Origin of the sequence: Azospirillum sp. HJ39, assembly GCF_041507355.1 — a bacterium.
GTDB classification, from domain to species: domain Bacteria; phylum Pseudomonadota; class Alphaproteobacteria; order Azospirillales; family Azospirillaceae; genus Azospirillum; species Azospirillum thiophilum.
The window spans coordinates 695,699-717,803 of the sequence record NZ_CP167911.1 but is presented as its reverse complement, the minus strand read 5'-3'; the positions used below and the strand labels follow the sequence as shown (position 1 = coordinate 717,803).

Below are 22,105 nucleotides of genomic sequence, written 5' to 3'. Positions count from 1 at the left end.
CACCTGCGGTGGGAGAGGGAGTAAGTGCAGGAGCGGCGGAGTTCCCTCTCCCGCGATAGCGGGGGAGGGCTAGGGAGGGGGCGATCCCTTGCCAGCTCTCGCCGCCCGCGCCTGCTCCTGCAACGCCACGTAATGGTGCCAGACCAGCCTTGCGGCAAAGCTGCGGTAGGGCCGCCAGGGCTCGGCGACCTCGATCAGCTGCCTGGGTGTCGGCTTGTCGGCCCAGCCCTTCAGGCGCTGGACGCCGAGCTGGATCGCCAGATCGCCGATCGGCCAGATGTCCGGCCGGTCGAGCGTGCTCATCAGATAGACCTCGGCGCTCCAGCGGCCGATGCCCTTCAACGCGACGAGCCGGGAGATCGCCTCCTCGTCGGACAGGGTGTGGATGACGTCGAAGTCGAGCCGGCCGCTCGCCACCGCGTCCGCCAGTCCGCGGGCATAGCCGATCTTCTGGCGGGAGAAGCCGCAGGCGCGCAGGCTCTCGTCGTCGAGCGCCAGGATCGCCTCGGGGGTGACGGCGCCGCCCATGCGCTGCTGCAGCTTGGCCCACAGCGCCAGCGCGACCCTGGTGGAAAGCTGCTGCTCCATCACCATGCGCAGCAGGCCGACGAAACCGGACGGCCGCGAGAAATCGCGGATCGCCGGGCCGCCGACCCGCAGGCATTCGGAAAAGATGGGATCGAGCGCGGTCAGATGCTCGACGCTCATCGACCGCGCTCCATGTCCCGCATGGCCACATCCCGCATGGCTGTGACCGGGTGGATCAGGCCACCAGCTCGATGGCGTAGTCCTCGATCACGGTGTTGGCGAGCAGCTTGGTGCACATCGCCTCGACCTCGCTGCGGGCGGCGGCCTCGTCGGTGCTCTTGAGCTGCAGCTCGATCACCTTGCCGGCGCGGACGTCCTCGACGCCGTCGAAGCCCAGCGTGTGCAGCGCGTGCGCGATGGCCTTGCCCTGGGGGTCGAGAACGCCGCGCTTGAGGGTGACGTGAACCTTGGCCTTCATCGGATGTCCGCTCGCTTTGATGGGTTGGTAAGGGGTGGTTACTGGAGGGTTTTGGGGCCCTTGACGTCGCTCGGCCCGCCTTCCGGCAGAATGCCGAGGCGCCGCGCGACCTCCTGGTAGGCTTCCTCGACACGGCCGAGATCCTGGCGGAACCGGTCCTTGTCCAGCTTCTCGTTGGTCTTGACGTCCCACAGCCGGCAATTGTCCGGGCTGATCTCGTCGGCCAGGACGATCCGCATCTCCTCGTTCTCCCACAGCCGGCCGAACTCCAGCTTGAAGTCCACCAGCCGCAGGCCGATGCCGAGGAAGAGGCCGGACAGATAGTCGTTCACGCGCAAGGACAGCGCGACCATGTCGTCGAGATCCTGCGGAGCCGCCCAGCCGAAGGCGGTGATGTGCTCCTCCGAGACCATCGGGTCGTTCAGCTCGTCCGACTTGTAATAGTACTCGATGATCGAGCGCGGCAGCGGCGTGCCTTCCGGGATGCCGAAGCGTTGCGACAGCGACCCGGCGGCGACGTTGCGCACCACCACCTCGATCGGGATGATCTCCACCTCGCGCACCAGCTGCTCGCGCATGTTCAGGCGGCGCATGAAGTGCGTCGGCACGCCGATCTCGGACAGACGGCTCATCAGATACTCGGAGATGCGGTTGTTCAGCACCCCCTTGCCGGTGATGACGCCCTTCTTCTGGTTGTTGAAGGCGGTGGCATCGTCCTTGAAGTACTGCACCAGGGTGCCCGGTTCCGGCCCTTCGAAGAGTACCTTCGCCTTGCCTTCGTAGATGCGCCGGCGTCGTGTCATCGCGTCTTCGTCCAAATACGTAAGGACCGGTCAAGCGAGCTTGCCGGCCCAGGAAAGTGCCTGAGTGATATAGCAAGCCGGGTGCACGAACACAACGACGGGGGTTGCGACGGGGGGTGCCGGACCCGGACGGCCCGGCATGCCTCACAAACCGACAGGCTCATAGGGCACCGCATGCGGCCGGCCCGGCGCGAAGTGCCAGATCGGCTTCAGGTCCGGCCGCTCGACCCGCGGCAGGGCGAGCAGCGAGCTCGACGAGGTGCCGAAACCGCTGGCGAGCCGGAAATCCATGGCGCCGCGCTCGTCCGGCGTGCCCTCCCAGATGCGGCTGCCCATCAGCTCCGGCCAGCCGCCCCAGCCGAAGGAGCCGGCGTCGGGGGCGTCGATGGCCGGCGGGGCGGCATGCTCGAACAGCGGGCGGTAGAAGGCGGTGCGCGGATCCTGCGGGTCGTCCAGCTCGAAGGCGGTCAGCATGTGGACGCCGGCCGGGATCGACGACACCTCCGGCCGGTGGCGCGGGTTGGCGCCGCGATGGACGACCAGGAAGGCGTCGCGGTTGTCGGCGATCACCAGGTTGAACGGGCGGTAGGCGCGGATGTCGAGGTCGGCGAAGCTGCGCGCCGCATCGGCCGCGTCGGCATGGTCCAGCGCGTCCAGCACCAGCTCGCCGCGCGACCGCTTGCCGTCCTCCGGCCCCAGCGTGCCGAAGCGGTTGAGGACGACCGCCACCACCCCCTCGTCGTTCAGCCCCATCCAGGAGCCGCCCGCCAGCTCGTCCAGCCCGGCGACCACGTTCGGCCGGTCGGGCCAGTGGCGGGCCGGAGGCCGCCAGGGGCGCCCGGCCATTTCGTCGCGGTTCCCGGCGACGACCAGCGGCCATGTTGCGTCCGGTCGCCGCAGGAGGATCACGCTGCACATGCGATGCCTTGTGTTTTGTGGTGTCCAAGGGTATCCCGCCGCCCGAGGAAACACTGCATAATATCCGCGGCGGTAACGCGGCGGGACGGTGACGGCAACCGCCTCCGGGCTATATAATCCATGTATCCGGGAGCGAAACCAATAAAGGAGCCATGGTCCCCATGACGACCTTCGACGACCGCGAAAAGGCCTTCGAGAACAAGTTCCAGCACGACGAGGACCTGCTCTTCCGCATCCGGGCCCGGCGCGACCGGCTTGCCGGGGAATGGGCCGCCGACCTGATGGGACTGTCCGGAGCCGAGGCGGAGGCGTATGCCCGCCAGATCGTGGACACCGACATCGGCACACCCGGTCCGCACGACATCCGGGACAAGCTGGCCGCCGACCTGCATGCCCGGGGGGTCGACATCTCCGACCACCGGGTCGAGAAGCAGATGGCCCGTTTCCTGGAGATCGCGCGCGACCAGATCCACAAGGCGTAAGCCGGCCCGGCTTGCTGCGGCTTGGCCCGCCGCTCCGGCGGCGGGCCGCCTACTCCGCTGCCCGGCGCAGGACCCGTTGGCCGGCATGGTCGGCGATGCGGCGGATCAGCATGTCGATTTCGCCCTTCAGCCGGGCGAAGCCGGCATGGGGCTCCAGCGTCTCCTCGTCCATGTAGAGCCGCCGGTTGATCTCCAGCTGGATCGAATGGCGGCCGCGCGCCGGATCGCCGTAGCGCGCCACCAGCTCCACCCCCTTGTAGGGGTCGTTGATCGCCACCCGGCGGCCGAAGCCGCGCAGCGTGTCGGCCACCAGCCGGACGAATCCCGGCTCGCTGGTGGTGCCGTCGCGATCGCCGATGACGAAATCCACCGCCAGCGGATCGCGGCCGTCCGGCCGCAGCGACGACGGCATGGAATGGCAGTTGACATGCCAGACCGCGCCGAACCGGTCGGCCAGCCCGTCCAGCGTCGCCCGCATCTGCGCATGGTAGGGGCGGTAATAGCGATCGATGCGGTCGGCCACCACCGAAGCCGGCAGCGTCCCGTCATAGAGCGGCACCCCCGGCCGCAGCATGTTGCGGATCAGCCCCATGCCCAGCGTGCTGCGCGGGGTCGGGCGCAGCGGCGTCGGCCAGTCGCCGTCGATCAGCGCCGGATCGATGTCGTCGACCGCGCGGTTCACGTCGATGCAGGTGCGGGGAAACAGCGCGCACAGCAGGGTGGCGCCATGGTCGGGCGCACCGGCGAACAGCTCCCCGACATGGGTGTCCTCGCCCTGGCGCAGCAGGGCGTGCGGGCAGACCACCTTGAAGTCGGCGGGATAGACGCTGCCGCTGTGCGGCGAATCGAAAAGGACCGGCAGGCGGAGCCCGGCCGGGTCGTTGCGGACCAGCACGTCATCGATCACGAAGCTCATCGATCAGCCCCGACCAGACGACCCGACATCGCAGAACGCAAGATGGACCCAACCCTCGACGCCGACAGGGATCCGCCGGATCGTCGAACCGGTGGACCAGCCGGATCCTATACCCCGGACGCCGAGCGGGCGTCGACGGCAAATCGTCATGGCCCTGCCATGCTCCTGCAACATTGCACCGCGGCATCAGCCAAAAAATCCCCCCGCCGGACTGGCGCGGGGTCTCCCGCTTCGCCATACTGGAAGAAGCGTCCCTCCGCTGGCGAGCCTGCCGCTTGACCGATCCTCTCTTCGCTCCCGTCGAACTTTCTCCGCCGGACATCGCGCCCTACCGGCGCGGCAACACCGGCATCGACCATGTCACCAGCCTGCCGTCGGGCGAGCCGGGGCCCCATGTCGTGCTGAATGCGCTGGTGCATGGGAACGAGCTGTGCGGCGCCATCGCGCTCGACGCGCTGCTGCGGATGGGGCTGCGGCCGAAACGCGGACGGCTGAGCCTCGTCTTCGCCAACACCGCCGCCTATGCCAGCTTCGACCGCCAGAACCCCTACGCCTCGCGCTACCTGGACGAGGATTTCAACCGGCTGTGGTCGCCCGAGCATCTCGACGGCCGGCGCGACAGCGTCGAGCTGCGGCGTGCCCGCGCCCTGCGGCCGGTCTACGAGACGGCCGACCTGCTGCTCGACCTCCATTCCATGACCGCCGACACCGCGCCGCTGACCCTGTGCGGCCAGACCACGCGCGGGCGCGACCTGGCGCTAGGGCTGCGCCATCCGGCCTGGGTGGTGGCGGATGGCGGCCATGCCGGCGGACGGCGGCTGATCGATTATGGCGGCTTCGCCGAGCCGGAAGGGGCACGGACCGCCATCCTGGTCGAATGCGGCCAGCATTGGCGGGCCGAGACCGCGGTGGTGGCGCTGGAAAGCTGCCTGCGCCTGCTGATCGGGCTGGAGATGATCGATCCGCCGGCCAACGGCCCGAGCCTGCGCCCGCGCACCGATCCGCAGCGGGTGGTGGAGGTCACCGACGCCGTCACCGCTGCCGGCGAACGCTTCCGCTTCACCGCCCCCTTCGTCGGCATGGAGGTGATCGGCCGCGCCGGCACCGTCATCGGCTGGGACGACGGCCGTGCCATCCAGACCCCCTATGACGACTGCGTGCTGATCATGCCCGCCCGCCGCGTGAAGGCCGGGCAGACCGCGGTGCGGCTGGGGCGGATCGTCGGGTAAGGCGCCGCCCCGGGTTCGGCCGCCTCACTTCAACGGCGGCTTGCCCTTGGTCCAGGCGGCTTCGGCGGCGAACAACGGCACGGTCGAGATCGACATCTTGGCCGAGGCCTCCTTCACCTGCCGGCTGTAGACCACATAGATCAGCGTGTCGTTCGGCCGGTCATAGATGCGGCGGATGGCGATCGACTTGAAGATCAGGCTCTTCCGTTCGGAGAAGACCTCCTCCCCCTTCTGCGACACGTCGATGTCGCCGACGCTCACCGGCCCGGTCTGGCGGCAGGCGATGGAGGCGTTGGACGGATCCTCGAACCAGTTGCCCTTGCTCAGCCGGTCGATCAGGCTGCGGTCGAAATCGACCAGATGGCAGGTGACGCCCTTCACCTTGGGATCCTCGATCGCCTGGATCTGCAGGCCGTTGCCGGTCCAGTCGTTGGAGAAGCGGCCGACCACCTCGTCCGCCGCGGCGGAGCGGAGCGTAAGCCCGGCCGCTCCGCCCCCCAGGGCTACCCCCAGAACCAAAAGGCCGGCGGAAACGTTCAACAGGGGAAACGGGCTGCGCATCGCGACTTGGTCTCCGGCAAGGACGGGTGGGGACCGCAAGCTGCGCGGTCCGGCAAGACACTCCCTAGATCGGAAGATCGGGCGCCACCGTCAAGCGCCGTCCTCCGGAGGTCCGCCGCCGCGATGACAGACCGCCAGTTCGCCTCGCTCCCTCCCGCCCCCGCGGCCCCGCTCCCCGGAACGCCGGAGCCGGCGACCGAGCCGCTGCCCCCGCCCGGCCATCGCCGCGACCCGCTGGCCATCGCCGCCGTCGGCCTGTTCGTGATCGCCCTGCTGTTCGCCCTGTATTTCGGCCGCGACGTGCTGCTGCCGATCATGCTGGCGCTGATCCTGAGCTTCCTGCTGCGCCCGCTGGTCCGCGCGCTCTACCGCGTCGGCGTGCCGGAGGGGATCGGCGCCGCCATCATGGTGATCACGCTGTTCGGCGGGGTGCTGCTGGCGATCTACACCCTGTCGGCCCCGGCGGCGGAATGGGTCAACCGCATGCCGCGGGTGCTGCACGAGCTGGAATTCAAGCTGGGCGACCTGCGCGCCGGCATCGAGCGCGCCCGCGAGGCCTCGCGGCAGATCGAGCAGCTGACCAAGGAGACCGGCAACGGCGCCGCACCGGTGCGCGAGGTGGTGGTGCGCGGCCCGACGCTGATGGAACAGGCGGTCAGCCAGGTCGAGTCGGTGATCGCCAACGTCGTGATCCTGCAGGTCCTGCTCTATTTCTTTCTCGCCCGCGGCCGCCACACGCTGGAGGCGCTGATCGGCACCATGCGCAACGTCGACGACCGCGTGCATTACGCGATGGTCGCGGCGACGCTGCAGCAGAACATCGCCGTCTATCTGCTGACCATCACGGCGATCAACGTGGTGCTGGGAACGGCGACCGGCCTGATGATGTGGATGTGGGGACTGCCCAACCCGGCGCTGTGGGGCGTGCTGGTGGCGCTGGCCAACTACATCCCCTTCATCGGCCCGGCGGTGATGACCGGCGTCCTCTTCCTGGTGTCGGTGCTGACCTTCGAGGGCATCGGCGCCATCCTCCTGCCGCCCCTGTCCTTCGTGGCGCTGACGACGGTCGAGGGCAACGTCCTCACCCCGATGATCGTCGGCCGGCGGCTGTCGCTGAACCCGATCGCGGTGTTCGTGTCGATCCTGTTCTGGGGCTGGCTGTGGGGCATTCCCGGCGCACTGCTGGCGGTGCCGATCCTCGCCATCCTCAAGATCCTGTTCGACGCGCACGAGCCGATGAAGCCGGTGGGCGCGCTGCTGGGAGGATGACCCCCGGCGGCGCTCCCCGCCCGCACGCCTGCGCCCCTCATGCCATCGGGGCGAGCGGCAGGTTGACCAGCAGGTTCTGCGGCTTCAGCTTCAGCCGCCGCCCCTCGGTCATCGCCATCCCCAGATAGACCGGCCGGCCGGCGAGGTCGGGGCGCATGGCGGCGGGGTCGGCGAAGTCCAGGCGGAACAGGGCCAGGATGCGGGCCAGCCGCTCCTCCTCCACCTCCACGCCATTGTAGAGGTCGTTGAGGATCGCGGATGCAGCGCCGTCCAGCCCGACATGCCAGACCCATCGGTCGTCGCGGATGGACTGCACCGGCTGGATGGCGACCGCCGTGCCCAGGAAATGGCCGACCCAGGCCTCCAGCACGCGGGCCAGCGCATCGAGGCCCGGCGCGGCGAAGGTGATGTCCAGCACGGTGTCGTGCCGGGCGTCGCGCCCCCAATAGAGCGGGTGGTTGGTCTCGTCCAGTATGTCCAGCTCGACGCTGCGGGGGGCGGTTCCCGCCTCCACCACCAGACGGCCGAGGGAGCCGAAGCCGCCGGACGCCGCCATCGTCTCGACGGTTTCGGCATCGGCGACGCGGACGCGCCCGTCATCGACCGAGACGGTCTGTTCGCGGAAGAACAGCTCGCCGGCCCGCGCCCGCAGGCCGGACGGGGTTTCGTCCAGGATGCCGCGCAGGATGGCATGGACCAGCTGGTCGATGAACAGCCCCGGCACGCCGCGCGCACCCTCGCGGAACAGGCGGATGTAGCAGCCCTCCAGGGTGCCGGCGGCCAGCAGGCGGTCGCGGAAGGCCAGCCAGACCTGGAAATTCTCGCGCGCGTCCGCATCGGCGATGGCATCGAGCAGCGGGGCGGGCACCGGCCGCGCCGGATCGTCGAGCAACGCGGCGTGCAGCGTGCGCTCGGCGGCGCAGGCCTCCTCCGGCGGGCGCATCTCCGGCCGGAGCAGATAGGCGCGCAGGAAGTCCGGCGTCACCGCCAGATGGTTGTCGGCATCGCGGGTCAACAGGTGGAAGCCGGACGCCGTCCAGAAATCGGTCATGCTGCTGGGAACCTCTGGTCCTGAAGGCGCCTATCCGACGACAGAGCCGCCCGCCGGCGCAAGCGTCTTGTCGAGGAAGGCGTCGATGTCCGCCCACACCCGGTCGCGGATGGCGTCGCATTCCATCAGCAGCTCGTGCTTCGCCGCCGGATAGTCGATGAGGCGGGCATTGCCGAGCCGGGCGGCCGCCATCCGGTGCGCCTCGGCCCGCACCACCCGGTCCTCCGGCGCGCTCAGCAGCAGGACCGGGGTGCGCACCCGCTCCAGCGGCAGGGACCGGCGCAGCGCATCCTCCGCATCCAACGCGGCGGCGATCCAGGCGAAGCTGACGCCGCCGACCCGCAGCTCCGGCCGCTCGGCATAGGGGCCGTGGAAGGCGGCGTAGCGGTGCGGGTCGGCGGTGATCTTGTTGTCGGGACGGAACCGCGCCTCGGCCGGGTCGTAATCGCCCTGCCCCGGCGCATAGCGCGCCCCCAACCCGCAGGCGGTTCCCAGCGTGGCCAGCCCGCGCACCAGCCAGCGCGGCAGCGGTGCGGTGTGGATGGCGTACATCGGCGCCGACAGCAGCACGGCGGCATAGCGGCCCGGGCGCGCGTCCGCATGACGGGCCAGCGCCAGCGTCGCCACCAGGGCGCCCATGGAATGCGCCAGCAGGATCAGCGGCCCGCCGGTCTCGGCGACGACCGGCGCCACCACCTGCCCATGCACGGCGTCGAGATCGTCGACCAGCGTCGCGAAATCGGTCAGATGGTGGATCTGCCGGTTGGGCAGCGGCCGGTCGGACAGGCCCTGGTTGCGCCAATCGACCGCCACCACGCGAAAGCCGCGGGCGGCCAGCGCCGCCGCGGTCTCGGCATATTTCTCGATGAACTCGGCCCGGCCGGTCAGCACCAGCGCCGTGCCGCGCACTCCTTCCGGCGCCCGCCAGACGGCGACCCGCAGCCGCACCCCGTCTGCCATCGTCACCGTCCGGATCTCCGCCTGCTCCGCAGCGCCCTGCGGCATCGCCGTCCGCATCGCCGGCCCGGCATTCTCCATCACGGCAGTCCACGAGGCATCGTCGGCCATTCCGTTTCCCTTTCATTCCCCTGTCCGTTGTATCGCGGATCGGGGCAGCGATCCATGCGGACATCAACCCCGAATTTCCCAAGACGACCGAAACCGGAAATAGAAACGAGGTCTTCATCCGGCTCCGCTCGGGAACTCTTTTCCTTGCAGGGCGTTGGTGCGCCGTTGGAGGTGTACAGATGAAGACAATACGCATCATCGTCCTGGCGCTCGGCGCCACGACCCTGGGCGCAACCCTGGGCGGGATTTCCGCCCCGGCGCTGGCCAGCGGAAAGGCCAAGGTCCCGCCCGTCCATGTCGAGCATGAGGATGGCGAACAGGTCCTGGTTCACAAGGGGGAGGCATCCTTCTACAGCCAGAAATTCCACGGCCGCACCACCGCCAGCGGCGAGGCGATGAACCAGAACAAGCCCACCGCCGCCTCGCGCGCCCTGCCGCTCGGCGCCAAGGCCACGGTGACCAACGAGGACAACGGCAGAAGCGTCGACGTCATCGTCAACGACCGCGGCCCCTATGTCGATGGCCGCGTGATCGACCTGTCGCGCTCGGCCGCCAGGAAGCTCGACATGATCGAGGACGGCACCGCCCCGGTGACGGTGGAGGTCAAGCCGTCGGAGCAGCCGACCGACGCCGCCCGCGACAAGGTCGAGGCAAAGGTCGACCAGCTGACGCCAGACCGGCCCTCGGACAGGCAGGTCGCCGAACGCGACGAGCGGCGGGCCGGAAGCAGCGGTAGCGACAAAGGAGGTAGCGACAAGGTGTCGCAGTCGGGGTCCGGCAAGTAATGCTGCAGCGCGGCGAAGACGGCTCCCGATTCGCCGCACTGGCACAGCGGGACCCGCTGCGCCGCCGAACCAACAGTCAGAGAACAGTCAAGCGCTTGAAAAGGAATTGACTTTGTCACCGGAAGCGGAATTGCCAGATGGGCAGTCCTTCAACCCCGGCACTCGATGTCAGCCAAAGCGGTCCTTTCCGGTAAGTGGTTGATCTCGCATCAGTTCCGACACATTACCTCTCCTGTTCAGTAATGAGTCGCCTCGGCACCCTCCTCCATTGCCGGCATCATTGCCGCACCGGCCGGCCGTCTTGGCTGCGACCCTATGCGGGGCGTTAGAGTTTTTTTTGCTTTTTTGGAGGAGACGTGATGCCATTCCCCTCGCTGCGGTGCACATGACGCATTGCGGCGAACGGCACGGCGCCGGGGCGCCAGATGCCGGAACAGGCACCGAGAGAAAGAGGAATCGCTGCGATGGACGACGTGCGTCAGGTCCGCAAGGACACCGAAGGCTACTGTATCGAGGACCTCGCCGTCGGCATGACGGCCAGCTTCGCCAAGACGGTGACGGAAGCCGACATCGTCCTGTTCGCGGGCATTTCCGGCGACACCAACCCGGTCCACATCAACCAGGAATATGCCGCCACCACCATGTTCCAGGGCCGCATCGCCCACGGCATGCTGACGGTCGGCTTCATCTCGGCCGTGCTGGGCACCAAGCTGCCGGGGCCGGGCTGCATCTACATGAGCCAGACGCTGAAGTTCAAGGCGCCGGTCCGCGCCGGCGACACCGTCACCGCCCGCGCCACCATCACCGAGCTGATCCCGGAAAAGCGCCGCTGCGTCATCAAGACCGTCTGCACCGTCGGCGAGACCGTGGTGGTCGAGGGCGAGGCGCTGCTGATGGTCCCGTCCCGCGGCTGACCGGGCAGCCTTCGGACCGCAAAACACCGCCGGCGCGTTTACCCCGCGTCGGCGTCGGTCTATATAGACGCCCGGGCAAGCGGATCCGCCGGGGTCCGCCCACAGCATCGGGGCGCGCATGCGACTGTACAGACACACCGCCGACCTGCCGGCCGAAGAACGGGGCGCCGTCGTGGCGCTCGGCAATTTCGACGGCGTGCACCGCGGACATCAGACGGTCATCGGCACCGCCCAGCGCATCGCGGCGGAGCTCGGCGCTCCATCGGCCGTCGTCACCTTCGAACCGCATCCGCGCAGCGTCTTCCGGCCCGACGACCCGCCCTTCCGGCTGACTCCCTTCCGCGTCAAGACCCGCCATGTCGAGGCGTTGGGCGTCGACCAGCTGATCGTCTGCCATTTCGACGAGGGGCTCCGCCACAAGACCGCGCAGGCCTTCGTCGACGAGGTGCTGCTCGCCGGGCTGGGGGTGCGGCACGTCGTCTGCGGCTACGATTTCCTGTTCGGGCACAAGCGGTCGGGCGACCCGGCCTTCCTGTCGCGGGCCGGACGCGCCCAGGGCTTCGGCGTGACCGAGGTCGGGCCGGTGTCCGACAGCGAGGGCGGGGTCTATTCCTCGACCCGCGTGCGCGACGCGCTGACCGCCGGCAACCCGCGCGAAGCCGCCCATGTGCTGGGCCACCCCTGGGAGATCGAGGGCCGCGTCGTCCATGGCGACCGGCGCGGCCGGACCATCGGCTTTCCCACCGCCAACATCGAGCTGGGCGACTATCTGCGACCGGCCTTCGGCGTCTATGCGGTGCGGGCCGGGGTCGACCGCGGCGACCGGACCGTCTGGCTGCCGGGCGTCGCCAATCTCGGCGCCCGGCCGACCGTCGACGGCACGGTGGCGCGGCTGGAGGCCCACCTGTTCGACGTCGACCTCGATCTCTACGACCTGCATCTGCGGGTACAGATGATCGATTTCCTGCGGCCCGAGATGAAGTTCCCCAGCTTCGACGCGCTGAAGGACCAGATCGTCCAGGATGCCGCCGCCGCCCGCGCGGTGCTGGCCGCTGCAGGCTGATGGGCCGGGTGGCAGGCCAGTTGACGGGGTTCGGCCGAAGGGAGTTCGCAGGGAATGGAACGGGTCCTGATGCTGCTGTTCATACTGAACCAGGGTGGCCCCACCACGCTGGAGTTCGCCAGCCTGGAGCAATGCAAGGCGGCCGAGCCGGTCATCATCCAGAATTATCGCGAGATGACCGGCAATACCGTCCTGTCCCGCTGCATCCGCATGGTGCTGCCGGCAAAGTGAGGCGGCAGGGCTGCCCGCCGCGTTCGACGCTGGCGGCGGTTGTTTCATCTGATACAGTGCGCCCCCGTCTCCGCTTGCACTGCAGCAGCCCATGCCACGCCCCGATTCCCTGACGATCCGCGTCCTGCTGACCGCACTGGTCGCCTTCGGCCCGCTCTCCACCGATCTCTACCTGCCGTCGCTGCCGACCCTGGTCCGGGTGTTCGGGACCGATGTCGCCACGGTGCAGCTGACGCTGTCGATCTTCCTGGTCGGCTTCGCGGTGTCGCAGCTGGTCTACGGCCCGATGTCCGACCGTTTCGGCCGGCGCCCGACCCTGCTGGTCGGGGTGGCGATCTATCTGGTCGCCAGCGCCGTCTGCGCCATGACCACCAGCATCGACGCGCTGATCGCCGCCCGCTTCTTCCAGGCTCTCGGCGCCTGCTGCGGTCCGGTGGTGGCGCGCGCGGTGGTGCGCGACGTCTTCGGGCGCGAGCGGTCGGCGACGGTGCTGGCCTACATGTCGATGGCGATGGCGCTGGCCCCGGCGGTGGGTCCGATGCTGGGCGGCGTCCTGACCGAGTGGTTCGGCTGGCGAGCCAACTTCATGCTGCTGACCGTCTTCGCCTGCCTGATCCTGGCGGCGGTGTGGTCGCTGCTGGGCGAAACCAACAGCCACCGCGACGAGGAGGCCCTGCGGCCCGGGCGGCTGGCCACCAATTACCTGCTCCTGCTGCGCAACCGCGGCTTCCTCGGCTATGTGCTGGTGGTCGCCTTTTCCTACAGCGGCATCTTCTCCTTCATCTCCGGCTCCTCCTTCGTCCTGATCGAGCAGCTGCACCTGACGCCGGCGCAATATGGCGCCAGCTTCGGCGCGGTGGTGCTGGGCTACATGCTGGGCACCTTCCTGGCCGGGCGGCTGACTCCGAAGCTGGGAGGCGCGCGGATGATCCGGATCGGCACGCTGCTGTCGCTCGGCGGCGGGGCGCTGGGCGGCGGCCTGGCGCTGGCCGGGGTGCTGCATCTGGCCACCATCGTGGTGCCGGTCTTCCTGTTCATCCTCGGCAGCGGGCTGACCCTGCCCAACGCCACCGCCAATGCGGTCGGCCCCTACCCCACCATGGCCGGGCTCGCCTCCTCCCTGCTGGGATTCGCGCAGATGACGATTGCCGCCGCCATCGGCATCGTCGTCGGCCATCTGAGCGACGGCAGCGCGCTGGCGATGATGGGGGCCATCGGGCTGGTGGCGCTGGGCGCGCTGCTGGCGCACCGGCTGCTGGTCATCCCCGCGGGGCGGGACGCGCGATCCGCCTGACCCGGCCGGACCGCGCCGCACGCCGGCGTTCCCGTGCCTTGCGGTCGTCGCCCGGCTCCTCGCCCGAGTCGCCGTCCTTGCCGATCTGCGGAAAGCGGTCCATCAGGAAGGAGAAGACGATGGTCACCATCAGGCACAGGCCCAGCGTCATCCCCGCCAGCATGAAATAGCCGGCGCCGCAGGCGATGCCCAATGCCCCGGCCACCCAGATGACCGCTGCGGTCGTCGCCCCGCGCACGCTGTCGCCCGAGCGGAACATCACCCCGGCGCTGATGAAGCCGACGGCCTGCGCCACCCCCTGGATGACGCGCACCGGATCGCCCGGCCGCTCGTCGCCGGCGGCGTGCAGACCGGCATAGATTTCGAACGCGACCAGTGTGGTCAGGGCGCAACTGATCGAAATCAGCGTATGGGTGCGCAGGCCTGCCGCCTTGCCGCGCATCTCGCGGTCGAGCCCCAGCATCGCGCCGCAGAGCGCGGCCGCCAGCAGGCGCAGCCCCATCTCCTCGACCGTCAGAACCATCGTCAAGCCCATGAAATCGCTCCGGTTTTTTGCATCCTTCCCGAACCTGCCACTTTTTTGGGACCTGCGGCATTTTTCACTTTCCAATCGATCGCGTTGGATCTATGTAACGCGAACTCGCAAGCGCACGTGCCGCTGGCCCGCCCCTCGGCGTCTCCGAGATGTGGTTATGCAACGACGTAACGCGTGATCCCCGACCGTCCCTTAAACAAGGCGGCGACTTGGAGGTTACGATGGTTGATGTTGTTGTGGGTGGGCGCGCGCTCACCCGTCTCCGAACTCCCTCGCTCCTGGACCATACGGACAGAACAGGTTTCTGTGCGGGGCAATCCAGTATTGGCGGCCTGAGCGCCTGATCGGCTTTTTCCTTTGCCGATCGGCCCGCCCGGCCGCTCCGTCCCCCCCGACATCACCCGTTCCGTTCCATCATCTTGCGTCCCAGGAGACTGAGATGACCCAGAAGATTGCGCGCTTTTTCGAAGAGCAGCGCCCGCAGACCCCTTGCCTCGTCGTCGATCTGGACGTGGTCGAGCAGAACTACAACGATCTGCACGACGCCCTGCCCGACGCCCGCATCTTCTATGCGGTGAAGGCGAATCCGGCCGCCGAGATCCTGTCGCTGCTGGCCCGTCTCGGCTCCGCCTTCGACTGCGCCTCGGTCCCGGAAATCCAGATGGCGCTGGCTGCCGGCGCCACCCCGGACCGCATCTCCTTCGGCAACACCATCAAGAAGGAAGGCGACATCCGCCGCGCCTTCGAACTGGGCGTGCGCCTGTTCGCCTTCGACAGCGAGCCGGAACTGGAGAAGATCGAGCGCGCCGCCCCCGGCGCCCGTGTCTTCTGCCGCATCCTGACCTCGGGCGAGGGCGCCGAATGGCCGCTGTCGCGCAAGTTCGGCTGCGACCTGCCGATGGCGCGCGAGCTGCTGCTGAAGGCCCGCGACATGGACGTGCAGCCCTATGGCGTATCGTTCCATGTCGGCTCGCAGCAGAAGGACCTGATGCAGTGGGACCATGCCATCTTCCAGGTGGCGCAGCTGTTCCGCGAGCTCGAGGTGCTGGGCGTCGATCTGGGCATGATCAACCTGGGCGGCGGTTTCCCCACCCGCTACCGCACCGACGTGCCGGAATCCACCGCCTACGGCCAGGCGATCTTCGACTCGCTGCGCACCCATTTCGGCAACCACCTGCCGGAGACGATTGTCGAGCCAGGCCGCGGCATGGTCGGCAGCGCCGGCATCATCGAGAGCGAAGTGGTTCTGGTGTCGCGCAAGTCGGCCGAGGATGCCAAGCGCTGGGTCTATCTCGACATCGGCAAGTTCAGCGGCCTGGCCGAGACGATGGACGAGGCGATCCAGTACCCGATCGAGGTGCTGGGCGATGACCAGGAGAGCGACCGCGAGGCGGTGATCCTGGCCGGCCCGACCTGCGACAGCGCCGACGTGATGTATGAGCGCGCCGACTACAAGATGCCGATGGGGCTGAAGGCCGGGGACCGCGTGCGCATCCACGCCACCGGCGCCTACACCACGACCTACTCGGCGGTCTGCTTCAACGGCTTCGAGCCGCTCAAGCACTACTGCATCTGACCGCCCGCCGGCGGAGCGCGGTCCCGGCCCGCTCCGCCGATTGCCGGGGGCCGGTCATCGGGGCCGGTCATCGGAACTGCCACCTCCACAGCCCGCCCGCCGTCCATCCCGGCCGGCGGGCTTTTCTTTTGCGAGCGGCGCTTTTCTGTGCAGCCTGTTTTTTAGGCAACAGGACGGTGCGGACAAATAAAAAGGCCGCTTCCGATGGACGGAAGCGGCCTTTTTCCTGTGCGTTCGCCGGCCGGCGTACAGGCGCTCATTCGCGCCAGAACGGCTTCGACATCTCACGCTCGGCGTCCAGGCGGTTGAAGCCGATGTCCTGGAGCATGCGGTCGTCGAGATAGCCCAGTTCGCGGCGGGTCACGATGCGCTGGCGCCACAGGCCCAGCATGTTCGACGCGACTTCGACGATATGGGCGACGGTGGAGGTGGTGCGGCCGGCATCGGCCGAGTGCAGAAGAGTGGCCATGATGGTGATTCCTGAGATGTCTTGTTTTTGGAGGGGCCGCCGGTCGGCGATCGCTCTCTCCTTGTGTGGAAATATAATTACGCCTCTTCTCGCCATGTTGCCACCCCCAGCGGCAACATGCCCGCTTTGCAGGCAGCGAAGAACTCACCATGCAATGTCATCGATGTGTGGCAAAAGCGTCATTGCGGATACTTACGGTTCGCCAGACGGACAATGCCGGCACTCCATCTTGTCATCCTCTGGACAAGTCGGCCTGACTTGAGCCATGTATTGTTTTACTTACGAACCAATCACCCGGAGCTGCGGGCACATCCATGACCGGCACCATCGATCCCGGAAACCCGGGGGTCCAGCAGAGCTTCGACGCCATCGGCTTCGACGGCGACGACACGCTCTGGCACAATGAATCGCTCTTCTCGATGACGCAGGACCGCTTCCGCGCCCTGCTGGCCCACACCGCCGACCCGACCGACCTCGACCGCCGGCTGCTGGAGGCGGAGCGCGCGAACCTCCGCGTCTACGGCTACGGCATCAAGGGCTTCGTCCTGTCGATGATCGAAACGGCAATCGACGTCACCGACGGCCAGGTTCCGGCCCGCGACCTGCAAAGCCTGATCGATTTCGGCAAGGCGATGCTGGAGCATCCGGTGGAACTGCTTCCCGGCGTGGCGGATGTGGTGGAGGAATTGGCCGCCCGCCACCGTCTGGTCCTGATCACCAAGGGCGACCTGTTCGACCAGGAAAGCAAGATCGCCCGCTCCGGCCTGTCCGAACGCTTCCACGCAGTGGAGATCGTCAGCGAGAAGGATCCGGCGACCTACCGGCGGGTGATGGAGCGCCATGGCATCGACCCGGCGCGCTTCCTGATGGTCGGCAATTCGGTGCGCTCCGATATCCTGCCGGTGCTGGCGACCGGTGCCCACGCCGTCCACATCCCCTATGCCATCACCTGGGCCCATGAGGAAGCCGACGTGCCCGACGAGCATTACCGCCGCATCGACTCGATCCGCGAACTGCCGCCCCTGCTGGCCGCCTGGTGAGGAAACCCGAGCATGTCCCTGATCCCCGCCCTGACGCTATTGCCCGACCTGGACGGCATCGAACCGGAAGCCGGCGCGCCGGCTGCCGACCGAATCCTGTCGGGTGCCCCGGTCTTCACCACCTGGAACGGCTATGAGTCCGCCGACGGCAAGCGGTTCGCCGGTGTCTGGCGTTCGACGCCGGGGGCTTGGCGGATTCTCTACGACGAGTGGGAGTATTGCGAGATCCTGGAGGGCGAGAGCATCGTCGCCCATGACGACGGCCGCTCCTGGACCTTGAGGGCCGGCGACCGGTTCGTCATCGAACCGGGTTTCCGGGGCAGCTGGACGGTGGTCGCCACCACGACCAAGCGCTATGTGGTGGTGCTGCCCTGACGGGCCGCCGCAGCGGATCAGCCGGCGATCTCGACCGAGTTCTGGGCGGCGCTGTGGCTGTGGATGGTGACCGCCTTGCGGCCGATCTCGACCGCCAGCACGCCCAGCACCAGGACCGAAGCGACCAGCATCACGCGCGCGATGTCGCGGGTCCAGGCGCGCTTGCGCGCATTGGCGCGCCGATGTGCGAGCATCACCGCACGGTTGGCGCGGCCGGTCAGTCGACGTCCCATCCAAGAGGTGGCGGCCATGACGCGCTCCCCTGCTGTCCCATGCATTTCCACATGCTTTTATATAAAATTTTATCTTGTCCGGCAAGGCTGGAATCCTGCGGCGGGCTGCCACAGGATCCGGCACGGCGGCTCCCCTATTCCTTGAATGCCACCTCGCGCTGGCGGCGGAAGGCCGGCAGCAGGATCAGGGCGAGCAGCCCGGCGGCGACCGCCATCAGCCCGGCGCTGATCGGACGGGTGACGAAGACGCTCAGATCGCCCTGCGCCAACAGCATGGCCCGGCTCAGATTCTCCTCCAGCAGCGGACCGAGGACGAAGCCAAGCAGCAGCGGCGCCGGCTCGCAGTCCAGCTTCTTCAGGACATAGCCGAACACGCCGAAACCGGCCATCAGCACCACGTCGAACACGTCGTTCTTCAGGCTGTAGGTGCCGATGCAGCAGAAGACCAGGATCGCCGGGAACAGATAGGCGTAGGGCACGCGCAGCAGCCGCACCCACAGGCCGATCAGCGGCAGGTTCAGAACCACCAGCATGACATTGCCGACCAGCATGCTGGCGATCATGCCCCAGAACAGGTCCGGCTGCTTGGTCATGATCTGCGGCCCCGGCGTGATGCCGTGGATCATCATCGCGCCCACCATCAGCGCCATCACCGCGTTGGACGGGATGCCGAGGCTGAGCATGGGGATGAAGCTGGCCTGGGCGCCGGCATTGTTCGCCGCTTCCGGCCCGGCCACGCCCTGGATGGCTCCCTTGCCGAAGGCCGAGGGATCGCGCGCCATCTTCTTTTCCAGCGCATAGGAGGAAAAGGCGCTGAGCGTGGCGCCGCCGCCCGGCAGGATGCCGAGGAAGGCGCCCAGCGCGGTACCGCGCACCGCGGCCGGCCATGCCTCCTTGAAATCCTGCAGGGACGGCCACAGCCGGCGGATCGGCGAGGGCTCGATGCCGCGGCCCTCCGTCTCCTCCAGATTGACGATGATGTCGGCCAGTCCGAACAGCCCCATGGCCAGCGGCACGAAATCGAGCCCGTCATAGAGCTGCGGAATGTCGAAGGTGAAGCGCATCTGGCCGGAATTGACGTCGGTCCCGACCATCGACAGCAGCAATCCGAGCAGGATCATCGCCACCGCCTTCACCACCGACCCATGGGCGAGGATCACCGCCCCGATCAGCCCGACCAGCATCAGCGCCACATATTCCGACGGGCCGAAGGCCAGCGCCACCCCGGCGAGCGGCGGACCGGCAACCGCGATGACCAGCGTGGTGACGATGCCCGCGAACAGCGAGGCGAGCGCCGCGGTCGCCAGCGCCACGCCGCCGCGGCCCTGGCGGGCCATGGCGTTGCCGTCCAGGCAGGTCATGACGGAGGAGGACTCGCCCGGCAGCTTCACCAGGATCGCCGTGGTCGACCCGCCATATTGGGCACCGTAGAAGATGCCCGCCAGCATGATCAGCGCACCGACCGGCGGCAGGTAGAAGGTGATCGGCAGCAGCAGCGCCACCGTCGCCGTCGGCCCCAGCCCCGGCAGCACGCCGATCAGCGTGCCGATCAGGACGCCCAGGAAGCAGTAGACGAGGTTCATCGGCTCGAGCGAGACGCCCAGCCCGAGCCAGAGATTGGCGAAGATGTCGATCATGGCCAGATCTGGAGCGGCAAGCCCAGTCCCCAGGAGAAGATGGCGATGCAGCCGGTGGCCAGCGTGGCCCACAGGGCCGTGAAGGGACCGGGGCGCAGCGGCCGGCCGGCCAGTCCGCCGATGCCGATCAGCGCCAGGATGGCGAGCACCAGCCCGAGCCTGTCGAGCAGCGCCGCGAAGGCGACCACGGCCCCGGTGATGGCGACGGACGGGCGCCACGCCCAGCCCAGCGTCGCCGGACCGGCGGCGGTCAGCCCGCGCAGCAGCGTCGCCAGCCCCATCGCCAGCAGGAAGCCGCAGATCAGCCGCGGGAAGAAGCCGGCCTGCATCATGGCAAGGGTTCCGGCCTGCCAATCGCGGGCCAGCCACAGCCCGCCGAGCGCGATGGCGCTCAGCAACAGACCGGCCGCGAGATCCCGGGGCGATCTCAACCGGGACGCGGCCGGCCGGGACGATCTCAGGGTATGTGTCATTGGATGGGTCTATCCGCTCTCTCTCGCACGCGACGGCGCGACAACCGGGTGCCACGCTCCCGGCATCGGGGGGATGGAGACGGAAACGGGCCGTCATCGGACAACCGGCATATCCAGATCCGCCAGTTGTATTATTGCCCAGCACCACATCGCCGTCGAGCGCGATTTGGCGACATTGCGCCGCATAGGATGTTTTGATCAGGAAAATTGAACGGTTTGGCGGGATTTTTGCCTTATATTGCTCTAAAATCCGTATTTCATTCTGATTTATACACCCCTGGGCACAGGGCGCGTGGGCATGGACAACACCGGCACCGGAGCGATCGGATGGAAACGATGACAGCAGCGACCTCTTTCCCGTGCATGTCCGGGGGCCGGGCAGCGCCCTTCCTGGGCAGGATCCTGGCAAGCCTGATGCTGGCAACCCTGACCCTGTGCCTCGCCGGCCTGCCGGCGGCGGTGCAGGCTGCCTATCCGGAGAAGCCGATCACCCTGATCGTGGCCTATGGCGCCGGCGGCTCGACCGACGTGACGGCGCGGATGCTGGCTCCCTACATCGAACGCCACCTGGGCGGCGGGCGCATCGTCGTCCTGAACCGGCCCGGCGCCGGCGGCGAGATCGGCTTCGCGGCCATCGCCGACGCAGCGCCCGACGGCTACACCATCGGCTTCATCAACACCCCGAACCTGATCACCATCCCGATCGAACGCCAGGCGCGCTACCGGCTCGACCGGCTGGATCCGCTGGTGAACGTCGTCGACGATCCCGGGGTGATGACGGTCCATGCCGACAGCCCGTTCAGGAGCGTCGCCGACGTCGTGCGCGCCGCCGGTGAGAAGCCGCACTCGCTGACCGTGGGCTCGACCGGCATCGGGTCGGACGACCATCTGGCCATGCTCCTGCTGGAGCGGCAGGCCGGGGTGAAGCTGACGCATGTGCCCTTCCCCGGCAGCGCGGAGAATTATCGCGCGATGGTCGGCGGCCATATCCAGATCTCCGACCAGAATCTGGGCGAGGGATTGCGCGGTGTGGCCGGCGGCGATCCGGTGCGGATGCTGGGGGTGATGAGCCGCACGCGCTGGGACATGGCCCCGGACCTGCCCACCTTCCGCGAGCAGGGCTATGCCATCGACATGGTGTCGATGCGCGGCATCGGCGCGCCCAAGGGCCTGCCCGCCGACATCCGCCGCATGCTGGTGGAGGCGATCACCAAAGCCGCCCTGGATCCGGACTTCCAGGCCAAGGCGAGGGAAACCTTCCAGCCGCTGCGCATCGTCGGCCCCGAGGCCTTCACCGCCGAACTGATGCAGCTCGACGGCGAGTTCCGCACCCTGTGGGCGGATATGCCCTGGAAGAACTGACCGGCATCGAAACGATACAGGCGATCAGATATTCGTTCCGGAGTCATAACGGATTGGGTCGATCGTTCCGGCTTCGGAAAAGCCCTTCAATCGCAACAGGCAGCTGTCGCAAGTGCCGCAGGACAGCCCATCGGGCGTCGGGTCGTAGCAGGAATGGGTGAGGCTGTAGTCCACGCCCAGTTCCTGCCCGCGGCGGATGATGCCGGCCTTGTCCAGGGTCATCAGCGGCGCATGGATGCGGAACCGGCTGGTTCCCTCCACCCCGGCCTTGGTGGCGAGGTTGGCCAGCGTTTCGAAGGCGGCGATATATTCCGGCCGGCAGTCGGGATAGCCGGAATAATCCAGCGCGTTGACGCCGATGAACAGGTCCGACGCCCCCAGCGTCTCGGCCCAGGCCAGCGCGAAGGACAGGAAGACGGTGTTGCGCGCCGGAACGTAGGTGACGGGGATCCCCTCCCCCAGTTCGGCGGCGCTGCCGTGCTTCGGCACGGCGATGGCGTCGGTCAGCGCCGAGCCGCCGAAGGCGCGCAGGTCGATGTCGGCCACCACATGCCGTTCCACCCCCATCGCCGCGACGACGCGCCGCGCCGCCTCCAGCTCCACCGCATGGCGCTGGCCGTAGCGGAAGCTCAGGGCATTGACCCGATAGCCCTCGGCCTTGGCGATGGCGAGCACCGTCGTCGAATCGAGCCCGCCGCTGACCAGCACAACGGCATCCTTCCGTCCATCCCGTTCCATCATCGCACACCCGCCTTTGCCAAGCCGCCGGCCCCGGCCGGGACCTCCGCCGCCAGCTTCTGGCACATCCCGGCGCC

At 68.2% G+C, this 22,105-nt stretch carries 26 protein-coding genes; 12 read left to right on the top strand and 14 right to left on the bottom strand.

The features are described 5' to 3' along the window. Nucleotides 1–69: 69 nt before the first annotated feature. The 4 genes from ABMY26_RS16840 to ABMY26_RS16825 form a co-directional block, all read right to left on the bottom strand. Nucleotides 70–708, bottom strand: a complete 639-nt coding sequence (locus tag ABMY26_RS16840; protein WP_372398357.1) for a DNA-3-methyladenine glycosylase — start codon at nucleotides 706–708, stop codon at nucleotides 70–72. Nucleotides 709–763: 55 nt separating this feature from the next. Next, complete coding sequence (gene purS / locus ABMY26_RS16835; protein WP_045581851.1) at nucleotides 764–1,006, bottom strand: phosphoribosylformylglycinamidine synthase subunit PurS; 243 nt, start codon at nucleotides 1,004–1,006, stop codon at nucleotides 764–766. A gap of 38 nt (nucleotides 1,007–1,044) precedes the next feature. Then, nucleotides 1,045–1,809, bottom strand: coding sequence for a phosphoribosylaminoimidazolesuccinocarboxamide synthase (gene purC / locus ABMY26_RS16830; RefSeq protein WP_045581850.1), 765 nt, complete (start codon nucleotides 1,807–1,809; stop codon nucleotides 1,045–1,047). Nucleotides 1,810–1,953: 144 nt separating this feature from the next. Further along, nucleotides 1,954–2,727 carry an NRDE family protein gene (locus ABMY26_RS16825; protein ID WP_372398356.1) on the bottom strand — a complete coding sequence of 258 codons (774 nt, stop codon included), beginning with the start codon at nucleotides 2,725–2,727 and terminating at the stop codon, nucleotides 1,954–1,956. A 161-nt stretch (nucleotides 2,728–2,888) separates the two neighbouring features. On the opposite strand from ABMY26_RS16825, the gene ABMY26_RS16820 reads away from it, so the two are divergent. Beyond that, entirely contained in the window at nucleotides 2,889–3,209 is a 321-nt protein-coding gene (locus ABMY26_RS16820; protein WP_372398355.1) for a DUF1476 domain-containing protein, read from the top strand. Between the two features lie 49 nt (nucleotides 3,210–3,258). On the opposite strand, the gene ABMY26_RS16815 is transcribed toward ABMY26_RS16820, so the two are convergent. Further along, the gene (locus tag ABMY26_RS16815; protein WP_372398353.1) at nucleotides 3,259–4,125 is read right to left on the bottom strand and encodes an N-formylglutamate amidohydrolase; all 867 of its coding nucleotides are present in this window, start codon (nucleotides 4,123–4,125) and stop codon (nucleotides 3,259–3,261) included. Nucleotides 4,126–4,400: 275 nt separating this feature from the next. Between ABMY26_RS16815 and ABMY26_RS16810 the strand changes: the two genes are divergently transcribed. Beyond that, a complete protein-coding gene (locus ABMY26_RS16810) occupies nucleotides 4,401–5,354 on the top strand; it encodes a succinylglutamate desuccinylase/aspartoacylase family protein (RefSeq protein WP_372398352.1) in 954 nt (317 codons plus the stop codon). 24 nt (nucleotides 5,355–5,378) lie between these two features. Here the strand turns inward: ABMY26_RS16810 and ABMY26_RS16805 are convergent, their stop codons facing one another. Next, complete coding sequence (locus ABMY26_RS16805) at nucleotides 5,379–5,915, bottom strand: CreA family protein (RefSeq protein WP_372398351.1); 537 nt, start codon at nucleotides 5,913–5,915, stop codon at nucleotides 5,379–5,381. Between the two features lie 123 nt (nucleotides 5,916–6,038). On the opposite strand from ABMY26_RS16805, the gene ABMY26_RS16800 reads away from it, so the two are divergent. Next, nucleotides 6,039–7,184, top strand: coding sequence for an AI-2E family transporter (locus ABMY26_RS16800; RefSeq protein ID WP_372398350.1), 1,146 nt, complete (start codon nucleotides 6,039–6,041; stop codon nucleotides 7,182–7,184). A 37-nt stretch (nucleotides 7,185–7,221) separates the two neighbouring features. On the opposite strand, the gene ABMY26_RS16795 is transcribed toward ABMY26_RS16800, so the two are convergent. Together ABMY26_RS16795 and ABMY26_RS16790 are read right to left on the bottom strand one after the other, a co-directional pair. Further along, nucleotides 7,222–8,235 (bottom strand): DUF6352 family protein, encoded by a 1,014-nt coding sequence (locus ABMY26_RS16795; RefSeq protein ID WP_372398348.1) that lies wholly within the window; start codon nucleotides 8,233–8,235, stop codon nucleotides 7,222–7,224. Nucleotides 8,236–8,265: 30 nt separating this feature from the next. Further along, nucleotides 8,266–9,303: an alpha/beta hydrolase gene (locus ABMY26_RS16790; protein ID WP_372398347.1), complete on the bottom strand. Its 1,038-nt coding sequence runs from the start codon at nucleotides 9,301–9,303 to the stop codon at nucleotides 8,266–8,268. Between the two features lie 179 nt (nucleotides 9,304–9,482). On the opposite strand from ABMY26_RS16790, the gene ABMY26_RS16785 reads away from it, so the two are divergent. From ABMY26_RS16785 to ABMY26_RS16765, 5 genes are all read left to right on the top strand, one after another. Beyond that, nucleotides 9,483–10,088 (top strand): septal ring lytic transglycosylase RlpA family protein, encoded by a 606-nt coding sequence (locus ABMY26_RS16785; RefSeq protein ID WP_372398346.1) that lies wholly within the window; start codon nucleotides 9,483–9,485, stop codon nucleotides 10,086–10,088. Between the two features lie 464 nt (nucleotides 10,089–10,552). Next, nucleotides 10,553–11,002 (top strand): MaoC family dehydratase, encoded by a 450-nt coding sequence (locus ABMY26_RS16780; RefSeq protein ID WP_372398345.1) that lies wholly within the window; start codon nucleotides 10,553–10,555, stop codon nucleotides 11,000–11,002. 118 nt (nucleotides 11,003–11,120) lie between these two features. Continuing rightward, nucleotides 11,121–12,065, top strand: a complete 945-nt coding sequence (locus ABMY26_RS16775) for a bifunctional riboflavin kinase/FAD synthetase (RefSeq protein ID WP_372398344.1) — start codon at nucleotides 11,121–11,123, stop codon at nucleotides 12,063–12,065. Nucleotides 12,066–12,119: 54 nt separating this feature from the next. After that, on the top strand, nucleotides 12,120–12,296 hold the full coding sequence (locus tag ABMY26_RS16770; RefSeq protein WP_167543361.1) for a hypothetical protein: 177 nt from the start codon (nucleotides 12,120–12,122) through the stop codon (nucleotides 12,294–12,296). Nucleotides 12,297–12,387: 91 nt separating this feature from the next. Continuing rightward, nucleotides 12,388–13,590 (top strand): multidrug effflux MFS transporter, encoded by a 1,203-nt coding sequence (locus ABMY26_RS16765; RefSeq protein WP_372398343.1) that lies wholly within the window; start codon nucleotides 12,388–12,390, stop codon nucleotides 13,588–13,590. Here the strand turns inward: ABMY26_RS16765 and ABMY26_RS16760 are convergent. Next, entirely contained in the window at nucleotides 13,556–14,125 is a 570-nt protein-coding gene (locus ABMY26_RS16760) for an MgtC/SapB family protein (protein WP_372398342.1), read from the bottom strand. The two genes, ABMY26_RS16765 and ABMY26_RS16760, sit on opposite strands and share 35 nt — an antisense overlap. Nucleotides 14,126–14,564: 439 nt before the next feature. On the opposite strand from ABMY26_RS16760, the gene ABMY26_RS16755 reads away from it, so the two are divergent. Then, a complete protein-coding gene (locus ABMY26_RS16755; RefSeq protein ID WP_372398341.1) occupies nucleotides 14,565–15,701 on the top strand; it encodes a type III PLP-dependent enzyme in 1,137 nt (378 codons plus the stop codon). A gap of 256 nt (nucleotides 15,702–15,957) precedes the next feature. Here ABMY26_RS16755 and ABMY26_RS16750 read toward each other — a convergent pair whose 3' ends face one another. Continuing rightward, nucleotides 15,958–16,170, bottom strand: coding sequence for a DUF1127 domain-containing protein (locus ABMY26_RS16750; protein WP_045581838.1), 213 nt, complete (start codon nucleotides 16,168–16,170; stop codon nucleotides 15,958–15,960). A 314-nt stretch (nucleotides 16,171–16,484) separates the two neighbouring features. Here ABMY26_RS16750 and ABMY26_RS16745 point away from each other — a divergent pair, with 314 nt between their 5' ends. Beyond that, on the top strand, nucleotides 16,485–17,210 hold the full coding sequence (locus ABMY26_RS16745; RefSeq protein ID WP_372398340.1) for an HAD family hydrolase: 726 nt from the start codon (nucleotides 16,485–16,487) through the stop codon (nucleotides 17,208–17,210). 12 nt (nucleotides 17,211–17,222) lie between these two features. Then, nucleotides 17,223–17,585, top strand: coding sequence for a cupin domain-containing protein (locus tag ABMY26_RS16740; protein WP_372398339.1), 363 nt, complete (start codon nucleotides 17,223–17,225; stop codon nucleotides 17,583–17,585). 17 nt (nucleotides 17,586–17,602) lie between these two features. Here ABMY26_RS16740 and ABMY26_RS16735 read toward each other — a convergent pair whose 3' ends face one another. From ABMY26_RS16735 to ABMY26_RS16725, 3 genes are all read right to left on the bottom strand, one after another. Next, nucleotides 17,603–17,836: a hypothetical protein gene (locus ABMY26_RS16735; RefSeq protein ID WP_045581834.1), complete on the bottom strand. Its 234-nt coding sequence runs from the start codon at nucleotides 17,834–17,836 to the stop codon at nucleotides 17,603–17,605. Nucleotides 17,837–17,952: 116 nt separating this feature from the next. Beyond that, the gene (locus tag ABMY26_RS16730) at nucleotides 17,953–19,455 is read right to left on the bottom strand and encodes a tripartite tricarboxylate transporter permease (RefSeq protein WP_372398338.1); all 1,503 of its coding nucleotides are present in this window, start codon (nucleotides 19,453–19,455) and stop codon (nucleotides 17,953–17,955) included. Further along, nucleotides 19,452–19,853 (bottom strand): tripartite tricarboxylate transporter TctB family protein, encoded by a 402-nt coding sequence (locus tag ABMY26_RS16725; protein WP_372398337.1) that lies wholly within the window; start codon nucleotides 19,851–19,853, stop codon nucleotides 19,452–19,454. The genes ABMY26_RS16730 and ABMY26_RS16725 overlap by 4 nt, the downstream gene beginning before the upstream one ends. 489 nt (nucleotides 19,854–20,342) lie before the next feature. Here ABMY26_RS16725 and ABMY26_RS16720 point away from each other — a divergent pair, with 489 nt between their 5' ends. Continuing rightward, the gene (locus ABMY26_RS16720; RefSeq protein WP_372398336.1) at nucleotides 20,343–21,290 is read left to right on the top strand and encodes a tripartite tricarboxylate transporter substrate binding protein; all 948 of its coding nucleotides are present in this window, start codon (nucleotides 20,343–20,345) and stop codon (nucleotides 21,288–21,290) included. Between the two features lie 24 nt (nucleotides 21,291–21,314). On the opposite strand, the gene queC is transcribed toward ABMY26_RS16720, so the two are convergent. Continuing rightward, a complete protein-coding gene (gene queC / locus ABMY26_RS16715) occupies nucleotides 21,315–22,031 on the bottom strand; it encodes a 7-cyano-7-deazaguanine synthase QueC (protein WP_372398335.1) in 717 nt (238 codons plus the stop codon). Between the last annotated feature and the right edge of the window lie 74 nt (nucleotides 22,032–22,105).